This window comes from Streptomyces sp. NPDC037271 (assembly GCF_055603605.1).
Map to the genome: position 1 here is coordinate 73,889 of NZ_JBVJVN010000019.1, position 17,764 is coordinate 91,652.

Here is a 17,764-nt window from a genome sequence, read left to right on the forward strand (position 1 = left end):
CCAGACCTCGCGGATGTAGGGACTGATCAAGCGCCGCAGCACGGGCCACTGCGAGTACGCCCTGGTACCGGAGAGTGGCGAACAGCAGCTCGACCCGTTCACACGGCCCCAGACGCATCAACAACTGCTCAGCCTGCGGTGAGCTGCTCACCCAGCCGCTGCCGCGGACAGCGGCGGAAGTGCGAGGGTCGCTGCGAAGACTTGACACATTCACCTCGTACCGGTGTTCGGAGGCCTACGCCTCGGCGGGCAGCGCGGGAAAGACGACCACCGAGCCGTCCCGGTCACGGGCGATCTCGATCGCCACGTCCGTCGGGCGGCCGTTGAGTGCGACGCCGTCGCCCAGGCGGCGGAGCTGGTAGGCCGCGCGCAGGAGCCGGTCGACCTCACCGGTCGTGAGGAGGGGCGCTTGCTGTTCGGACGTGCCAGCTCCAGCGTCGACAGGCGCACCAGCACACTGGCGATGCCCGACTCCAGCTCGTCGAGACGCTGCTCGTCGGCCCTGAGGGCGCGGGTGAAGTTCCCGAACAGGTTGTCGGGGTCGCTCTGGGCTCGCTCGACCGCCTGGAGGACGTTGACACGCCGCTTCAACGCCATGGCCAGCTCCGCCAGTCCGACGTGGGTGCGGAACACGCCGCCCTGGTCGTCCACGCCGGGGAACGACTCGGTCAGCGTGCCGATCTCGACGGGCTCGCCGGCGGGCAGCTTGTCGAGCGCGCTCCGCCAACGGGCCAGACGGATGTCGGCCTTGCTCAGTGCCGTGTCAATGGTGTGCACCGCCGAGTCGAGTCCCAGCGAGACACCGAGCTTGCCCTGGTCGAGCAGGATGGCCGTGGCCTTGTCGATGGCGGGACGGCAGCCGTTGAGCGCACTGTGCTCGTCGTCGAGCTTGTCCGCCTGAAGCTGCTCCAGCAGGTCCGTGATGTGGGCGATGGCCTGCTGCCGCTTGCGGTCGGCGTGCGCGCTCACCCCGACGGCCACCGCCATCAGCACGAGCGGAGCGGCCACGGTGAGGACCGTGCCACCCGCGGCCGCGGCGCCGGCGGTCGCACCCGCGCCGCCGACCGTGCCCGCCGCTGCCACTCCGCTGACCGGCACGATGGACGCTTTGGCGGCGATCTGGCCCGTCGTCGTCCGCACGAGGTCGCCGTAGAACTCGCCCGTGGACCCCTTCGGCACCATCCAGCGAACCAGCCCCTGTCCGAACTCGGCGGCGACCTTCGCCGGGACCACCACGCGGCACAGGATCTCGCCGGAGGCCGTCGCCCTGGCGGCCGTGGCGGAAGCCTTCGCCGACTCGGTGATGAGCTGCGACAGGTGCTGCGCCAGGGGGCTGGCGGCATCGAGCGGGATGCCCCGGCTGCGGTCGAGCTTGCCGGGCAACGGATGCGCCTCGAGCGTGGCGATCGGCTGGTCGGCCAACGCGGCCAGTACCCCACGCAGTTCGGTCAGTCGCTCGGCCGTCATCGGCCCGTCCCCGATCACCGCCGGCACCTCGACCTCACGTGTCGCCAGCGTCCAGACCGGAACAGTCGCCTTGCGGCAGTCAATCATCGTCTCCCCTGGATTTCCCGCACCAGCCTACGGCTGACGTCCGACGAGAGCGGTGGACTCTCGTCCTCCCGAATCACCACGCCCGCACGTCACACGCCACGCATCGGGCCCTCCGGGAAACGGGCCCGCTTCCTCGCGGGCCCGCAGCTCCCGTCACGCCGCCACCACGTCTGCACCCACCCGTACGCCCCTCCAGTCGACGCGTGACGCACACGGCTTCGCCTCCGCCCCGTCACGGACACCGGTACCGCGACCCGCTCACCGCCGGTATCGCCAGAGCTGCCGCAACCGTAGGGCTTCCATGGCCCGATGGGCCTCGAGCTCCGTGTCAGGGACGGGCCCCCGGCCAAGGCCCTGGCGCACCTGGCGGTAGAGCCGGTGTGGGGCCGCGACGGAGTTGTCGACCAGCGTGGTCAGGAGCGGCTCGTCGGCCGGTGTGCCCCGGTCCGCCGCGACGAGCAACGCGACCTGGTCGTCGGGGCGCAGGGGCGGGAGCTGCCCGCCCGCCCGAAGACGGAGATCACCCCAGCTCAGGGGCGGGCCTTCGGCACGGGCCAGCTCTTCGAGGATGCCGCGGACCGTGAGGGCCAGCTTGTCGATCCTCTCGGCCGGCAGGCGGTCGTCCTGCGGTGGCTCTGCGGTGCGGCCCGCCCTCGCCGGCGTGTTCCGGGGGGCGGCCGCCGCCTGGGCGGAGCGCTCGGCGGACCTCCGTTCCTCTCCAGTCTGCGCTGCCACCGCTCGACGAGCCTGGTTTCCGCCGCGGGCAGCGGTCGGGCGAGTTGGTCGCGATGTTTCCCGATCTCGTCGAGCAGCCCCAGCAGGTCCTGGGTGGGCCGGTGCCCGTGGGTCCGGTCCATCTCACCGAGCAGGCGTCGGATCTTCCTGAGGTTCGGGTCCTTCCTCTCGACCGGCTTCGGTTCGACGCCCTTGACCTGTTTCGGTTCGGAAGAGACGGTCCGGCGCTCCGTCCTGGCCGGGGGGACGGTGATCGGGCGGCCGATCAGGCGGTCGAGGAGGTCCAGGATGGGGTCGCCCTCCCCCAGCCAGACGCGGAGGGCCCGCTTGTGGGAGCTGACTTCCTCGTACCGTCGGAGATACTCCTCTCCCTGTCGAATCGCCTCCAACAGGCGCTGGGCACGCGTCCCCCTCGTCCGGGCTCGGGTCCTCACCGTCTCCTCCAGCTTCGCCCTCATCTCCGCACGTCTCTGACGTCCCTGCCGCAGGGCGTTCTCGGAGGGGTCTTGCTCCCTGGCGGCCGGCTTCTTCTCACCAGAACGCCGGGCAGCCGACACGCGTGCCGGCCGGCTCCCGTACGCCCCGTACGTCCGGTGCGTCTTCTTGGTCTCGGCCACCGCACCCAACAGTGCGTTGACATCGCTAACAAGCCTATTTACGGTGACTGTTGCTCCGCAAGGGGCTCAGGGGGGCGGCAGACCGTGCACGTGGACGATACCGTTGGACCCGGCCCGGCCGTCACTGTGGACGGCCTGCTGGATACTGCCGAACACGCCTTTCTGCACGCCGAGTTCGATGTGGTGTGACCGTCCCGCACCATGTCCAGCGCACGTTCGGCACTCCTGACACCGAGGCCCGCCTCCACCTGCTCGGACGCATCAGCGATCTGCTGCACGCCCTGGACGACCGGGCCGGTCGGGATGTCCTCGCCGCCTGGGAGACGGCCTGGGAAGCCGAGCGTGACGGTCCTGTGGTCGTGCCCCCGGACGCCGGACCGGACGGTCTGATCCCGCTCGGATACGCCGCCCTGCTCCTCACAAGCCATGGCCGTGGCAATGCCCTCCTCGACGCCCACACCTCACGCCACCCCGACCACGCCGCCCCAGGCCTGGCCTGCCGAGCGAGTCCCCCGCCGCCGCCCCGGGTCGTCGTCCTGCGGGGCCCCTCGCACCCGGCGCCGGACCGGCGTGCCAACATCGTCTGCATGACCGACAGCTACTCACACGACAGCCATGAAGACGCCGTCCACACGGTGGCCGAACTGCTGGAAGCCGACTTCGGGGACTGGGAGTTGGCCTCAGTGAAGGAATGGGCGGCTGCCCGCCCCGGCTGGGAGTGCGGCGGTGCAGGAGACGGCCGGGTGACGCTCGTCTCGGACCGTGCGGGTATCTCGTTGGTCCTTGATGCGGGCAAGCTCGGCTTCGAGTCCACCCGGTACACCACCGGCCAGGTCCATCTGCTGACCCACGCGTACCGGTCCCGGCCGGGAGGCGCCGCCTGCGACCGGACAGCCGGGCTGGCTCGTGCCCTCGCCTCGGTGGGGAACCCGGTGCGCTACGAGGACTGCGGTGGCGCCCCCGGTCTGCGCTGGCGCGGCGAGCGCCACACCCTGATCTTCCAGAGCAACCGACGTGCCAGCTGGCTGGCCCTGCATCCCGTCCCGCCCCGCCACGCCGACGCCGCGGAGACGGCCGAGTCACTGCACGACACGGGCGAGCCCGGCGAGCGGGCACGGGTGCTGTCCTACGAGCCGGGAGCCACCCTCGCCCGGCGCAGGACCGCCTTCGGCGACCTCTTCGACGCCGTCGTCGGCCGCATCGGCAGCCCCACCCTGTTCGGCGGCTCCGCCGAAGGGCCGAACATCCGCTGGCGCAACGAGCGGCGACTGTTGATCCTCAGCGGCGACCGCCACGGAGCCCTGCTCGAGGTGCACGACACCGGGGAACTGGAAAAAGAGGAACACCGCGACTTCAAGTGGGGCGGGTCGTGGAGTGCCGACGAGCCGTCGGACTTCCGTTCTCTGCCCTACCTGTGGCAGCTCGACCGGGGCGGTTCCGGCTGGGGGCCCGACGTGTACCCCGGCGGCCGGCTGGCCCTGGGCCCGGACCACCTCCAGGACGCTCTCGGGCTGATGCTCCACTCGTTCGTGGAACACCTCCCCGCCCAGGTCGGCGAGAACTGGGCCGGCTTCGTGATCACCCATCGCGGCCGGGACACCGTGCAGGTCGTCTTCGAGCCGGGCAGCGGTCTGCGGCTCTTCCGTTACGACCGTGCCGAGCACGTCTCCGCCGAAAAGACCGCGGCGATGCACGAGATCGGCTGGCAGCAACGCGAACGCTGGCGGTGGGCGGCCGTGTTCCCTCAGGACGGCGAGGACTCCGCGGCACGGGCCGCCCGCCTCATCGTCACCCAACTGCGGTCGGACGGCGTGAACAACCCGGGCGAGGAGTGCGCCCTGCGCGACGTCACGTGCAACGACATGGGCGCCTTCGACCTCTACGGGACGGGCATCGGCCGCTGAAGGCGGCAGGCGCCACTGCCGAGGCCGGGGGGACAGGGCTGGGCGGTCCGAGGTCCCAGGGTGTGATGCGATCCGTCGCGGCGTCGCGTACTACGCCTCGGTCGGCTGACCGTGGGCAACGGCGGCAGATCGCTCCACGTCCATGGTGCGGCGGGCCGTTCCTCGGGTTCCCACCCGTGGCGCGGTACGGGAACGGGCGCGGACGTACCCGGCTCTGCGGCCGCGGCGCTCCAGAGTGTCGGCCGCCTCGTACGCGCCCGCCTGCAGCATCCTGTCCAGCAGTCACTGACTGCCAAGGCCGGCATCGGGATGTGCACGTTGACGGAGCTGCCCACGCGCCGGGCTGTGGGGCGACCGCCGTCCCGTGCCGTCGGAGCGGTCACGTCTCCGCCTGTTCCTTGACCTCCTTCTGTCCCCACGGACCTCCTTCTGTCCCCACGCCGGCGGTCCGGATCACCGGGCCGCCTGCCAGGAGTGCCACAGGGACGCGTAGGCACCGTCCGCCGCCAGGAGTTCCCCGTGGCTGCCGAGCTCGACGATCCGGCCGCGGTCCATGACCGCGATGCGGTCGGCGTCCCGCACCGAGTCCAGGCGGTGCACCACGGAGATCACCGTACGGCCCTCGATCAGCGCCGCGAGCGAACGTTCGACCCGGCGTGACGCGGTGGAGTCCAGCAGCGCCGTGGCTTCGTCCAGCACCAGTGCGTGCGGGTCGGACAGCAGCAGCCGGGCCAGTGCCAGTTGCTGGGCCGCCGACGGGGACAGCGGTGCGGCGCCCGGGCCGATCCCGGTGTCGAGGCCGTCGGGGAGGGTGCGGGCCCAGTCCGCCAGCAGAACCGTCTCCAGCGCCTCCCACAGCCGCTCGTCCGACGGCGCCTCCTCGCAGGCCAGTGTGAGGTTGTCCCGTACCGTGCCGGTGAACACGTGCTGCTCCTGGGTCACGAGGACGATCTCGCGCCGCAGTTGGTCCACCGGCAGGGTGCTGATCTCGGCGCCGCCGATGCGCACGCTCCCCCGGGTCGCGTGGTGCACGCCGGCCAGCAGCTTGCCGAGGGTGGACTTGCCCGCGCCGGAGGCACCGACCACGGCCAGGCGCTCACCGAAGGCGATGTCGAGGTCGATGTCCGACAGGACCTCTTGGCCCGGGGCGTAGCCGAAGCCGACGCCCTCCAGCCGGATGGCGTGGCCCTCGATGGCCGCGGGTGGCCGCGGCTCCTCGCGCGGCAACCGGTCCGTGCCCAGGATCCTGCGCAGCGCGGCGTTCCCGATCTGCAGTTCGTCGGTCCAGGTGAGCAGGTCGTTCAGGGGCTCGCCGAGCGCCTGGACGTAGAGCACCACGGCGGTGAGTTCGCCCAGTCCCACGGAACCGTCCCGGTAGGCGAGTCCGCCGATCAGCAGGGTCAGCGCCATCGGCACCATGGTGGCGAGGTCCAGGCTGGGGAACCAGATGGTCTGGAGCCAGGTGGTGCGCTGCCGGGTCCGTACCACCTGGTCGACCGCCCGGCCGTGGCGCCGGATCTGGCGGGGCCCGAGCCCGAGGGACTCGACGGTGGCGGCGCCGCGGGCGGTCTCGTGCGTGACGGCCAGGACGTCGGCCTCCTGAGCGAGCAGGCGCTCGTAGGCACGGGTCGCGCGCGGCCGGTACCACCAGGTCGGCAGGAGGGCGAAGGGCACTCCGGCCAGCAGCGCGAGGGCGAGCAGGGGGGAGGTCAGCAGGATCGCCGCGAAGGTGAACACCAGGGTGACGGCGGCCAGCGCGATGCGCGGGACCGCCTGCCGGATGCTCTCGTTGAGCCGGTCGGCGTCGGTGGTGGCGCGGCTGAGGAGGTCGCCGGTTCCGACGCTCTCCACCTGCGACAGCGGCAGCCCGAGTGCCCTGCGGACGAACGTCTCGCGGGTGCGCGCCAGGACGCGCTCGCCCAGCAGCGTGGCCCGGGTGCGGGCGGCGCGGGCGAGCAGCGCGTGGGTGACGAGGACGGCGACGAAGGCCAGGGCGAGCAGGTCGACCCGGCCCGCGGTGGTACCGGCCTTCACGGATTCGACCAGGTGGCCGAGGAGTCGGGGTCCGATCAGGCCCGCCACCAGAGCGGCGGCGAACAGCACGAAGGTGAGGGCCAGCCGGGCGGCCTCGCCGCGCAGGAAGGCGCCGACCCAGGCGCGGACGTCCGCCCGGTCGGCGAGCGGCAGCCGCCCCGGGTGGCCGGTCGCGCCGTCGGGTCGGGGGGCGGTGGGCGGGGCCGGAGTGGCTTCGGCGGTGGGGTGGGCCTGGGCGGGTGTCGCCGTCACGAGGGCACTCCTGTGGAACGGTCGGGGCTGCCGGACACGGGGTCCGGGCAGAGGCGGACCTCTCGGTCGGCGACGCCGCGCCACAGCGGGCTGTCGCTGAACACGACGGTGGTGCGCCCCGCCCTCGCGGCGGCGACCCGTTCGACCACCCGGGCCTCGGTGTGGGCGTCGACCGAGGAGGTGGGGTCCTCCAGCACCAGCACGTCGGGAGCCGCGAGCAGGGCCCGCGCGAGGACGAGGCGCTGGCGCTGGCCGCCGGACAGGGCACGGCCGCCCTCGTCGAGAGGGGTGTCCGGACCGGCGGGGAGGGCTTCTACCACGTCGGTGGCATCGGCGGTGAACAGCGCGTGCTCCAGGTCCCGCGGCGAGCGGGCCGATTCCGTGGTCAGCTCGTCCCGTACGGTGCCGCTGAACAGGATGTCGGCGGGTCCCGACCGGAGCACCCGGGAGCGTAGTTCGGCGAGGTCCACCCGGTCGAGCGGGATACCGCCGAGCAGCACGGCCGGGGCACCGTCACCGGAACCACCGGGGCGGGTGAGCCGGTCGGCGAGGTCTCCGGTGCGGTCGGCGGGGGCGACGACCACGGTGAGCCGTCCGGCCTCCGCGGTGATGCCGGTGCGGGCGTCCACCAGCGACAGCGGTCCCGGGGGCAGCGGCTCGGGCTGTACGGGCTGGGTGGTCTCGGGGACGAGGCGCAGCAGGGTGCAGACCCGGCCGGCGGCGACCTTGGCCAGGCTGAGCGTCTCTGCGGCCTCGGTCGCGGTGCTCACCGGGAGGGTGAGGAAGGCCGACGCACCGTAGAATGCGACCAGTTCGCCGACGGTGATGGTGCCCTGCAGGGCGAGGCGGGCGCCGAACCAGACGATGCCGACGGTGACGAGGCCGGGCAGGAAGACCCCGGCTGCCTGGAGCCAGGCCTCCATCCGGCCGGCCGACTCGCCGGCCCGCCGGACCTCCTGACTGGTGCGGCGGAAGCGTTCGGCGAAACCGGCCTCGCCGCCGATGCCGCGCAGGATCCGCAGACCGGCGACGATGTCACCTGCCTGGGAGGTGGCGATGCCCATCTGTTCGCGCTGGGCCTCGTCGCGTTCCTGGAGGGGCCGCAGCAGCGGTCCGATGCCCAGGACGGCGGCCGGGACTCCGATGAGCACGGCCAGTCCGAGCACGGGTGAGGTGGCGGTGAGGGCCACGGCCACGAGCACGGCGGCGACCACCGCGCCGATGGTGCGGCCGACCACCTCGAAGGCGTTGCCGATGGTGTCGACGTCCGCGGCGGCCGAGGCAGCCACGTCACCGGAGCGTGCCTTGCCGCGCAGGGTGGCGCCCAACCGGACCACGTGCCGCATCAGGACGCGGTGGGTGTGCGCCAGGGCGTGCGCCTCGGCGCCCACGGCCGCCTGGATCAGACCGGCGCCGGCGAGGGCCTGGACGATGCCGAGGACGAGCGTGAGCAGGGCCCACAGGTAGAGGCCGGCCCGGTCGCCTCCCTGGCCGGCCTCGTCGATGGCCCGTCCGATGACGAGCGGGACCAGGGCCAGGGGAACCATCCAGAAGGTGCCGAGCACGGCACTGAGGAGCAGCGGCCCGGGCCGGATCCGCGCCAGCCACCACAGGTAGGCCCAAGGGCCCCGCGCGTCCGCCTCGGGCAGGGTGGCGGGGGCCACCGAGGCATCGAAGAGCCGGTTGGTCACAGGTACCGGTCCCGGGTGGCAGCGCGGTCGACCTTGCCGGTGCGGGTGTGCTCCAGTCGGGGGACCGCGACGATCCGGTCGGGGACGATGTGCTCGGGGAGCGTGGCGCGCAGGTGCGCGCGCAGCGCGGCGGGCTCGGCCGCGACGCCGCCGTCCTCTGGCGTGTTGCCGTCGGGCGCGACGACCACGAAGGCGACGAGTGCGGTGTGCTCGCCCTTGGCGTGCGCGGCGGCGGCGACGGCGGTCACACCGGGGAGCCGTCCGATGGCCTCCTCGACGTCCAGCAGGTCCACCCGGTGACCGCGGATCTTGACCTGGTGGTCGCTGCGGCCGTGGAAGACCAGGGCACCGTCGGCGGACTCATGGACGAGGTCGCCGGTGCGGTACCAGCGGGTGGTGCCGCCGCCGAAGTCGGCCTCGACGAAGCGGGCGGCCGTGCGGTCGGGGTCGTCGAGGTAGCCGGTTGCGAGCTGGGGACCGGCCACGAGCAACTCGCCGGGGCCGTCGGGCGCGTCCGGGCGTGGCACCACGACCTGCCGTACGGAAGGCAGCGGGTGACCGATCGGGACGCCCTCGGGGAAGGGGTTTCCGGCCTCCCGGGGTCCGGCACCGGGCCCGGCGAGGACGGCGCTGTGGGTGACGAGGGCGGTCTCGGTGGACCCGTAGGTGTTGAGGAGCCGTACGTGGTCGGCGCCGAGCCGGTGCCAGCGCTCCAGCATGTCGGGGCGGACGGCCTCGCCGCCGATGACGACGGTCTCGACGGTGCCGGGGAGTTTCCGGCCGGTCTCCAGCAGGTGGCCGGTGTAGATGTGCCAGTAGTCGACGGGCAGGTTGACCAGGGTGACCTCGTTGTCGGTGAGGACCCGGTCGAGGTCCGCCTCGGCGTCACCGTCCAGCACGACGAGTCCGCCCTCCAGGAGCGGCGGCAGGATCTCCTCCAGGCTGGTGTCTCCGTCGGCACGGGTGAAGTTGAGGGACACGGTGTCCGGACCGACCTCGTACAGCTCGCGCAGCGGGGACAGGACGGCGTGCAGCGCCCGGTGCGGGACGGCCACGGCCTTGGGAGCGCCGGTCGAACCGGAGGTGAACAGCACGTAGGCGGGGTCGTCGGCGCGGACCGGTCTGCCGTTGCCCGGGACGGGGGCGCGGGACGGGCCCCAGTGGGGGCGCAGGACGCGGTCGACCGCGGGCAGCCGGTCGGTCTCGGCGGTGGCGACCAGTTCCCGGCAGCCGAGGGCGCGCAGGGCCTCGCCGGTGTGACCGGAGGGGCCCTCGGGCACCGCCACGTAGCCGCGGCCGGCCGCGAGCGTGCCGAGGATCGCGGCGATGTCCCGGACGCTGTGGTGCAGGGTGACGGCCACGGGCGGATGCGGTCCGGGTGCGCGGGTGGCGACCAGGTCGGCCACCGCCCCTGCCCAGGAGGCCAGTTGGCCGTATCCGACCGTCATTCCGTTGTCGATGACCGCCGGTCGGCCGGGATCGGAGCGGGCGATGGTGAAGAAGCGCTCGAGCACGCTGGGGAGGATCATGGCAGGTCGCCTTCTTCTGTGCGTCCGTGAGGTGTTCGGTCGCCGCGGGTCCCGGCCGTGTCGGGGCCCGCCGTTCCGGATTCCGCCGTACCGGATTGCGCCGTACCGGATTCCGCCGTACCGGATTCCGCCGTACGGGATTCCGTCGCCCGCGGTCCTGTCGCGTCGGGTCCTGCCTCGTCGGGACCTGTCGTGTCGGATCCCGTCGTGTCGGATCCCGTCGCGTCGAGGAGTGCCGTGAGGGCCGACCGGTGGCGGGCGGCGAGGTCGCGTACGGTCGCCTCGTCGTGCAGGGCGGTGGAGTACCACCATTCGACGCGCAGCACCTCGTCGTCGGTCGTGGCGATCACCTCGATGAGGTGGGGCCGCGTCCAGTGCGGGGCGGTGATGTCGCCGATGGCCTCGGGCGCCACGTCCGGCAGCAGGGTGCGCAGGGGCAGGGCGTCCGCGTCGTCGCCCTCGAAGTCGAAGGAGATGTCGCTGGGCGGGGCGGCGCGCAGCGTGGCCGCGATGCGCGGCCGGCCGTGGCGGCTGAGCGCACCGAATCCCACTCCCCCGCCGGGCAGGGCCGCGAGGTGCCCGACGGTCCGCGCCAGCCGTTCGGCCGGGGTGCCGGGGGCCAGGTCCAGGCGGACGGGCACGGTGGTGGTGAACCAGCCGGTGGTGCGGGCCAGATGCGTGTCGCCAACGGTCTCCTCGCGCCCGTGCCGCAGGATGTCCACCCGGACTTCCGTCTCGTCGAGCCACCCGGCCAGCACCTCGCCCAGGGCGTGCAGGACCAGGTCGCCGGGGTGGGCGCGGTGGACGCGGGCCGCCGTGTGGAGGCGCGTGGTGAGCTCCGGCGGGAACTCCTCGCGGTACGTCGCGGCGGTGCGGGCGGTGTTCGCGGCCCGCGGGTCGGCGGCGGCGTGGTCCAGCGGGATGGTCGCGGGGGTGCGGACCACATCCGTCCACCACTCGGCCTCCGCCTCGGCCTCGGGGGTACGGGCGTGGGCGGCCAGCGCCCGGGCCCACTCGGGATACGGGGTTCCCTCGGCGCACCAGACGTCACGACGCCCGGCTTCGAGCGCCGTGTACAGCTCCTCCAGGTCTTCCAGGAGGACGGACCAAGAGACCATGTCGAACGCGATCTGATGAATGACGATCAGCAGTCGCCCCGGGCGGGTCGGGCCCGCGTCGAAGCGGACGAACCGGGCCACGGGTCCGAGCTGCGGATCCAGTGCCCCCTGTTCGACCGTGCAGCGCAGGGTCACCGCGGCCGGCAGTTCGGCGTCGGAGAGCTCGCTGATGTCCACCGTGTCCAGCACCGGGCCGAGGGCCGCGCCGGGCGGGCCGTCGGGGTCGACGGCCACCACCAGTTGCCGGGGCCGCCGGGCCGGGCGGGCCTCGACGGCCAGGCGCAGCGAGGCGTGCCCGGCGACCAGGCGGCGGACGGCCTCGGCGAACAGTTCGCCGTCGAGGTCCGGCCGGGTGGTGAAGAGCATCGCCTGGTTCCAGTGGCCCCGGTCGCCGGCCTGCTCCTCCCAGGAATGTTCCTGCGGAGGGGTGAGCACGACCGGGGCGTGGCCGACGCCGGGCGGTGCGACATCGGCGGTACGGCGCCGGACAGCGCGGTCGGCGACCAGCGCGGCCAGCCGGGCCGTGGTCATCTCCGGCACGGTCAGCTCGTGCAGTTGCACCCGGACGCCGAAGGCGGCCTCGACCCGGCGGGCGGTGCGGATGAGGTCGAGGGAATCCACTCCGAGGTCGAGCAGCGGGGCCGACAGGTCGGCGTCCGGCGTCAGCACGGTGTCGGCGAGCCAGGCGTCCAGCCGGGCGCGGATCTCCTCGACGCTGGGACCGGGCATATCCGATGGGCCGGACGCCGGGGCGGCGGGGGCTTCGGCGTCCGCGGCGGGGCCGGGGTGTCGGCGGACCGGGGCCGTCATGAGCGGATCCCGCGCACGGCACCGTCGGGGCGGCGGATCAGGAACGGTCCGAGGGCCAGGGCGTCCAACGGCAGCCGGTGGAAGGTGGCGAGGGCGTCGTGCGGGCTGCAGACGACCGGTTCGTCCCGGCCGTTGAAGGAGGTGTTCAGGACGACCGGGCTGCCGGTGTGCGCGCCGACCGCGCCGATGAGCCGATGGTAGAGGGGGTCGACGCCGGCGGAGACCGTCTGCGGCCGGGTGGTCCGGTCGCTGTGGACCACCGCGGGCATGACGGCGGCGCCGGCCTCGGTGACCGGGGTGGTGACGATCATGTACGGCAGCGGGGTGGTGGTGCCGATCAGGGCTTCGGCCGCCTCTTCCTGCATGCTCGGGGCGAACGGCCGCCACGCCTCGCGGTCCTTGATCCGGACATTGACCCGGTCGCGGGTCCGCTCGGGGGTCGGCACGGCGACCATGCTGCGGTGGCCGAGGGCACGAGGACCGCCCTCGGCCCGACCCTGGAACCACCCGGCGACTCCGCCGGCGGCCAGGACGTCCGCCGTCGCGGCGGCGATGTCCGCGGGCTCGGTGTAGGCGGTGCCGGAGGCGTCCAGGACACGGCGGATCTCGTCCGGGCTCCACTGCGGGCCCCAGGCCACCGAGCCGTTCATGGGCCGGATCCGGTCGCCCTCCTGGGCCGCGACCCAGACCGCCGCGCCGAGCGAGACACCCTGGTCACCGGCGAGGGGCTGGACGAAGAGGTCCTGCACCTCGGGCATGCGCATGAGCTTGCCGTTGAGGGTGGCGTTGAAGCCGACGCCGCCCGCGACCAGCAGTGTGGTCTCGCCGCTCTCCCGGAGCAGGCTGCGCACGAGGGCCGTGACCGCCCGCTCCAGCGCCGCCTGGGCCGTGGCCGCGATGTCGCGGTATTCGAACGGGTCCCGGTCGGTGACCCTGGTGTAGCGGCCCACGCGGGGGTCGAAGCGGCGGACGGAGCGGTTGGGGGCGTCCGGCAGTGCCTTCTCCAGGTGCTCCAGCCAGTGCCGTACGGTGGCCGTCTCCTCGTCGGTGGTGCCGGTGGAGCGCAGGTCCTGTGGGACGACACCGATGGTGAAGCCGTCGTCCGTGAAGCCGAAGGCGCCCCCGAGGGTGAGGTCCTGGGGAGTGCCGTACGAGGCCAGGCCCATCATCTTGCCGGCCGCGTCGGAACCGAGACCGGTGTACGCGCAGACCGCGGCGTAGAAGTAGCCCAGTGACCATCCCGGCGGGTAGGTGCGCAGGGTCTTGATCTCGCCGTCGACACCGACGGCGAGCGTGGTGCTCACGTCCTCGCCCTGGCCGTCCAGGACCAGGACGGCGCCGCGGTCCCGCCCGGAGAGGTGGTAGGCGCTGGCGGCGTGGGCGATGTGGTGGTCGACGAACATCAGCCGCGGGTCGCGGGAGCGCGGGAACAGTGCCTTGGGCAGCAGGTGCTCGAGCGCACCGGCGTCGTCGGCGAACCAGTCCAGGCCGCGGTCGCGGAACAGCTTGGGCAGGTCCCACCCGTGGGCGACGACGTCGATGTCGTCCAGGGTGAGGCCGCCCTCCGCGAGACAGTGGGCGGCGGCGTTGAGGGGTGCCTCCCCGTAGGCGTGCTTGTTCCGGGTGAAGCGTTCTTCCTCGGCCAGGGCGATGACTTCGCCGTCCACGACGAGGCAGGCGGCCCCATCGTGACTGGCTCCGGGCCAGCCGTTGACTCCGAGCACACGCATGGTCAGTCCCCAAGGGTCGGTCGGGATCGTCCGGTCGCACCCCGCGCCGCCTGGGCGCGGGGTGCGACCGGTCACGCCGACCGATCTTGTCTACCGGCCGGGTTGTACACGACCTTCGACGTTGTGCGGAGATCCGCGGCGAAGATCGCGGACGCTGCCTTGAGCACCTCGTTGGCGCGCCGCAGCTCCTCCACCTCGCTGCGCAGCCGGCGTAGTTCGGCCCGTTCGTCGCGGGTCAGCTCGTCGCCGCCGCGGCCGTGCGCGGAGGTGGTGGGCGCGTGGCGGCCGGAGTGCACCCGGCCGTGCTCCGGGTCCCGGCCGGGGACGCGGGTCGCGTTCCGGTCCGGGCCGTGGTCCGTACTCCGGTTCCGGTCCGGGCCGCGGTCGGCTCTCCGGGCGGCGGCCCGCTCCGATCCTCGCTCCGGAGGATCCTGCGGGGCCGGGCGGCGGTCGGAGCGCGTAGGCTCCCGCTCCGCGCCGTCCGCCCGCCCGTGTCCCGGTGCGGCGCGTGCCTCCAGTTCCTTGCTGACGCTGTGCCAGCGACGTGACCACAGCTCCAGGTCTCCACCACACGCGGCCACATAGGCGAGGGTCACCCTCAGCGAGGGTTTGTGCAGCCCCCGTGCGGCCTCGGAGAGTGTGGCGACGGAGTAGTGCGCCCGTTTCGCCATGGTGCGGTACGAGGGTTTTCCGGCCTCCGTCCGTAAGGTGCGCAAGTCGTGGGCGAATTCCTCCAGTGGGCCTGCAGTAGGATCCAATAACCGCTCTGGCCTGGGCACATGTTCCCCCTGGTAGTCGGTTGTGTCGGCGCGACGCGGGTACCGTCGAGCCGTACAACCGTGGTCAGCGGTGTCCGGTGGTCGACGGTGCGATCAGCCGGGGACCGCCGGAGTCCCGGCATGCCGGCCTCCGCGGCTGATCTGTGGCCATTGGTACATGCCACTGACATGCGCATCAACCTCTCGACCGGCAATTCAGGCCAGCCCGGAGCCGATCGCGCGGTCCGGGAGTGCTGTCCGTTCCCCTGCGGCACCGGCCGACGGCTTCCGCTTCCCATTCAACAGCCCTCGTTGTACAGGGGCACTTGCCCTGTGCGCCCCGTACAAATCCCTCTCGTGTACAACCCTTCACGCTCTGCAAGATCGGCGGCAGGCGATACGGCCGAAACCGATGGGATGGGGTGCCGGGCCGGTGGACACAGCACGCAGACAGACGGAATCAGCAGCCCTGGAAGGCGTCTACGAATACCGCAGCCGTCCACTCGTGGAGCCGGACTGGCGGCGCCTGCCCGGGTGGCGCGACGTCACCGCGGCCGAGTGGGCGGACCCCCAGTGGCAGCGCGCCCACTGCGTGAAGAACGCGAAGGACCTGCGCGCGGTCATGGGCGACCTGCTGGACGAGCGCTTCTACGCGGACTGGGAGCAGGACCGGCTGCACCGCGCCACCATGTCGGTGCTGCTGCCGCCCCAGATGCTCAACACCATGGCCCCGGAGGCGCCCGGCGCCCGTCCGGGCGAGCTCACCAAGGCGTTCTACGACGACCCGGTACGCCGGTACATGCTGCCGGTCTTCTCCGACCGGCACCCGCAGTGGCCCTCGCACCCGATGGCCGACCGGGACTCCCTGCACGAGCAGGAGATGTGGGTGGTGGAGGGGCTGACCCACCGCTACCCCACCAAGGTGCTGGCCGAGTTGCTGTCGACGTGCCCGCAGTACTGCGGGCACTGCACGCGGATGGACCTGGTGGGCAATTCCACGCCCCAGGTGGCCAAGAGCAGGCTCCAGCTCAAGCCGGCCGACCGGGCCGACCGCATCCTGGAGCACCTGCGCGCCTCGCCCGGCATCCGGGACGTGGTGGTCTCCGGCGGCGACCTGGCCAACATGCCCTGGCCCCGCCTGGAGCGCTTCGTGAACGACCTGCTGGAGATCGAGTCGATCCGGGACATCCGGCTGGCGAGCAAGGGGCTGGTCGGACTGCCCCAGCACTGGCGGTCCGGCCCGGTGCTGGAGGGCGTCGCCCGGATCGCGCGGACGGCCCGGTCCCGCGGAGTGCGCGTCGCACTGCACACCCACGCCAACGCCGCCCAGCAGATCACCCCCGCGGTGGCGGACGCGGCCTGGGCGCTGCTGGGCGCGGGACTGCACGACGTACGCAACCAGGGCGTGCTGATGCGCGGGGTCAACGACAGCGCGCACGACCTGCTCGACCTGTGCTTCGCGCTCATCGACCACGCGGGGATCACGCCGTACTACTTCTACATGTGCGACATGATCCCGAACGCCGAGCACTGGCGGGTGCCGCTGCACCGCGCGCAGTTGATGCAGCGGCAGATCATGGGGTATCTCCCCGGTTTCGCCACGCCCCGCCTCGTGTGCGACGTGCCGCTGGCCGGCAAGCGCTGGGTGGAGCAGGTCGACTCCTACGACCGCGAACTCGGTGTGTCGCACTGGAGCAAGAGCTATCTCACCCCGCTGGAAGCGACGGACCCGGAGGCCCACAGCGGCTCCTACCACTACTACGACCCCATCGACACGCTTCCCCTCGCCGGACAGCGGTGGTGGCGGGACACCCGTCAGAACTCCCCTCAGGGCTCGCGTCAGGGATAGAAGGGACAGTTGCGCAACCATGAGCAGTCTGCTTCCGCCGCGTGAGGATCCCCCGGTGCTGGAGGAGTGGTACCGCCGTCACCTGGGCCCCGGCATCCACGACATCAGCTCCAGCGGCGTCCACCCGTACACCTTCGCCGAGATACGTGAACTGTGCCGCATCCCGGCCGAGGACCTGGACGCCGTCGTCATGGACGACAGCGTTTCCCAGGGAGGCGCCGGCATCCGGCAGGCGATCGCCGACCGGTACGCGGGCGGTGACGCCGACCGGGTGCTGGTCACCCACGGCTCCAGCGAGGCCATCGCCCTCACCCTGGGCACGCTGCTGCGGGCCGGTGACCGGGTGGTCGTCCAGCAGGGCATCTACCACTCGCTGGGCCACTACCCGCGGGCGGCGGGCTGCGAGCTCGCCGAACTGCCGGCCGCGGCCGTGCACGACGGGGAGATCGACGAGAACGTACTGGAGAACCTGGTCACGCCCGGGACCACGGCCGTCGTCGTCAACTTCCCGCACAACCCCTCCGGGGCCACGCTGTCGCCGCAGGGCCTGAAGGCTCTGACGGAACGGACCGCCGCGGTCGGCGCGACCCTGGTGTGGGACGCCGCGACCGCCGAGATCGCGCACCGCTGGGAGGTCCTCCCGGACCCCGCCGCCACCCGCGGCGACACGATCTCCTACGGCACCTTCTCCAAGACCTTCGGTCTGCCGGGGCTGCGGGTCGGCTGGGCCATCGCGCCGCCGGAGCTGATCACCGCGGTCTTCCCGCTGCGCGACCGGACCACGCTCTTCCTGTCCCCGCTGGTCGAACTGATCGCCGAGCGGGCGATGGACCACGCCGACGTGCTGATCGGCACACGGGCGGCCGAGGCGCGGTGCAACCTGGCCCACCTCACCCGGTGGATGGCCGAGCACGAGGACCTGGTGCGCTGGACGCCGCCGGAGGGCGGGGTGTGCGCGCTGCCCGTCTTCCGCGGGCTGGAGCGGGCCGCGGACGGACCGGCGGCAGCTGAACGTTTCTGCTTGGAGCTGCTCTCCCGCCACCGCACGCTCCTCGTGCCGGGTACGGCGTTCGGTGTGCCGCACGGAGCCCGGCTCGGCTTCGGCGGCCCGGAGGAGGGCTTCCTGGCCGGGCTCGCCGGGCTGTCGGAGTTCCTGCGCACCCGCGGGACCGCCCGGTGACCG

At 72.8% G+C, this 17,764-nt stretch carries 10 protein-coding genes and 1 pseudogene; 3 read left to right on the forward strand and 8 right to left on the reverse strand.

Going from position 1 to position 17,764, the window contains the following annotated elements; genetic code table 11:
* Positions 1-235: 235 nt before the first annotated feature.
* Both ACZ7G3_RS26545 and ACZ7G3_RS26550 read right to left on the reverse strand, forming a co-directional pair.
* A pseudogene (locus ACZ7G3_RS26545) lies at positions 236-1,554 on the reverse strand (hypothetical protein).
* 258 nt (positions 1,555-1,812) lie between these two features.
* On the reverse strand, positions 1,813-2,289 hold the full coding sequence (locus ACZ7G3_RS26550; protein ID WP_470928520.1) for a hypothetical protein: 477 nt from the start codon (positions 2,287-2,289) through the stop codon (positions 1,813-1,815).
* 802 nt (positions 2,290-3,091) lie between these two features.
* Here ACZ7G3_RS26550 and ACZ7G3_RS26555 point away from each other — a divergent pair.
* The gene (locus ACZ7G3_RS26555; RefSeq protein ID WP_470928521.1) at positions 3,092-4,810 is read left to right on the forward strand and encodes a hypothetical protein; all 1,719 of its coding nucleotides are present in this window, start codon (positions 3,092-3,094) and stop codon (positions 4,808-4,810) included.
* Between the two features lie 453 nt (positions 4,811-5,263).
* Here the strand turns inward: ACZ7G3_RS26555 and ACZ7G3_RS26560 are convergent, their stop codons facing one another.
* From ACZ7G3_RS26560 to ACZ7G3_RS26585, 6 genes are all read right to left on the reverse strand, one after another.
* Complete coding sequence (locus tag ACZ7G3_RS26560; protein ID WP_470928522.1) at positions 5,264-7,096, reverse strand: ABC transporter ATP-binding protein; 1,833 nt, start codon at positions 7,094-7,096, stop codon at positions 5,264-5,266.
* On the reverse strand, positions 7,093-8,787 hold the full coding sequence (locus tag ACZ7G3_RS26565; protein WP_470928523.1) for an ABC transporter transmembrane domain-containing protein: 1,695 nt from the start codon (positions 8,785-8,787) through the stop codon (positions 7,093-7,095). The genes ACZ7G3_RS26560 and ACZ7G3_RS26565 overlap by 4 nt, the downstream gene beginning before the upstream one ends.
* The gene (locus ACZ7G3_RS26570; RefSeq protein ID WP_470928524.1) at positions 8,784-10,316 is read right to left on the reverse strand and encodes an AMP-binding protein; all 1,533 of its coding nucleotides are present in this window, start codon (positions 10,314-10,316) and stop codon (positions 8,784-8,786) included. The genes ACZ7G3_RS26565 and ACZ7G3_RS26570 overlap by 4 nt, the downstream gene beginning before the upstream one ends.
* The gene (locus tag ACZ7G3_RS26575; RefSeq protein WP_470928525.1) at positions 10,313-12,163 is read right to left on the reverse strand and encodes a condensation domain-containing protein; all 1,851 of its coding nucleotides are present in this window, start codon (positions 12,161-12,163) and stop codon (positions 10,313-10,315) included. Before ACZ7G3_RS26575 ends, ACZ7G3_RS26570 begins: the two co-directional genes overlap by 4 nt.
* A 77-nt stretch (positions 12,164-12,240) precedes the next feature.
* Positions 12,241-13,974: a carbamoyltransferase family protein gene (locus ACZ7G3_RS26580; RefSeq protein ID WP_470928526.1), complete on the reverse strand. Its 1,734-nt coding sequence runs from the start codon at positions 13,972-13,974 to the stop codon at positions 12,241-12,243.
* A gap of 71 nt (positions 13,975-14,045) precedes the next feature.
* Entirely contained in the window at positions 14,046-14,753 is a 708-nt protein-coding gene (locus ACZ7G3_RS26585; protein WP_470928527.1) for a helix-turn-helix domain-containing protein, read from the reverse strand.
* 412 nt (positions 14,754-15,165) lie between these two features.
* Here ACZ7G3_RS26585 and ACZ7G3_RS26590 point away from each other — a divergent pair, with 412 nt between their 5' ends.
* Positions 15,166-16,581, forward strand: a complete 1,416-nt coding sequence (locus tag ACZ7G3_RS26590; protein ID WP_470928528.1) for a KamA family radical SAM protein — start codon at positions 15,166-15,168, stop codon at positions 16,579-16,581.
* A gap of 19 nt (positions 16,582-16,600) precedes the next feature.
* Positions 16,601-17,761, forward strand: a complete 1,161-nt coding sequence (gene vioD / locus ACZ7G3_RS26595) for a capreomycidine synthase (protein WP_470928529.1) — start codon at positions 16,601-16,603, stop codon at positions 17,759-17,761.
* Positions 17,762-17,764 lie beyond the last annotated feature (3 nt).

Bases quoted from the DNA above. Each gene is read 5' to 3' on its own strand.
- ACZ7G3_RS26580 (WP_470928526.1), bottom strand. From the start codon at position 13,974: ATGCGTGTGCTCGGAGTCAACGGCTGGCCCGGAGCCAGTCACGATGGG.
- ACZ7G3_RS26575 (WP_470928525.1), bottom strand. From the start codon at position 12,163: ATGCCCGGTCCCAGCGTCGAGGAGATCCGCGCCCGGCTGGACGCCTGG.
- vioD (WP_470928529.1), top strand. From the start codon at position 16,601: ATGAGCAGTCTGCTTCCGCCGCGTGAGGATCCCCCGGTGCTGGAGGAG.
- ACZ7G3_RS26570 (WP_470928524.1), bottom strand. From the start codon at position 10,316: ATGATCCTCCCCAGCGTGCTCGAGCGCTTCTTCACCATCGCCCGCTCC.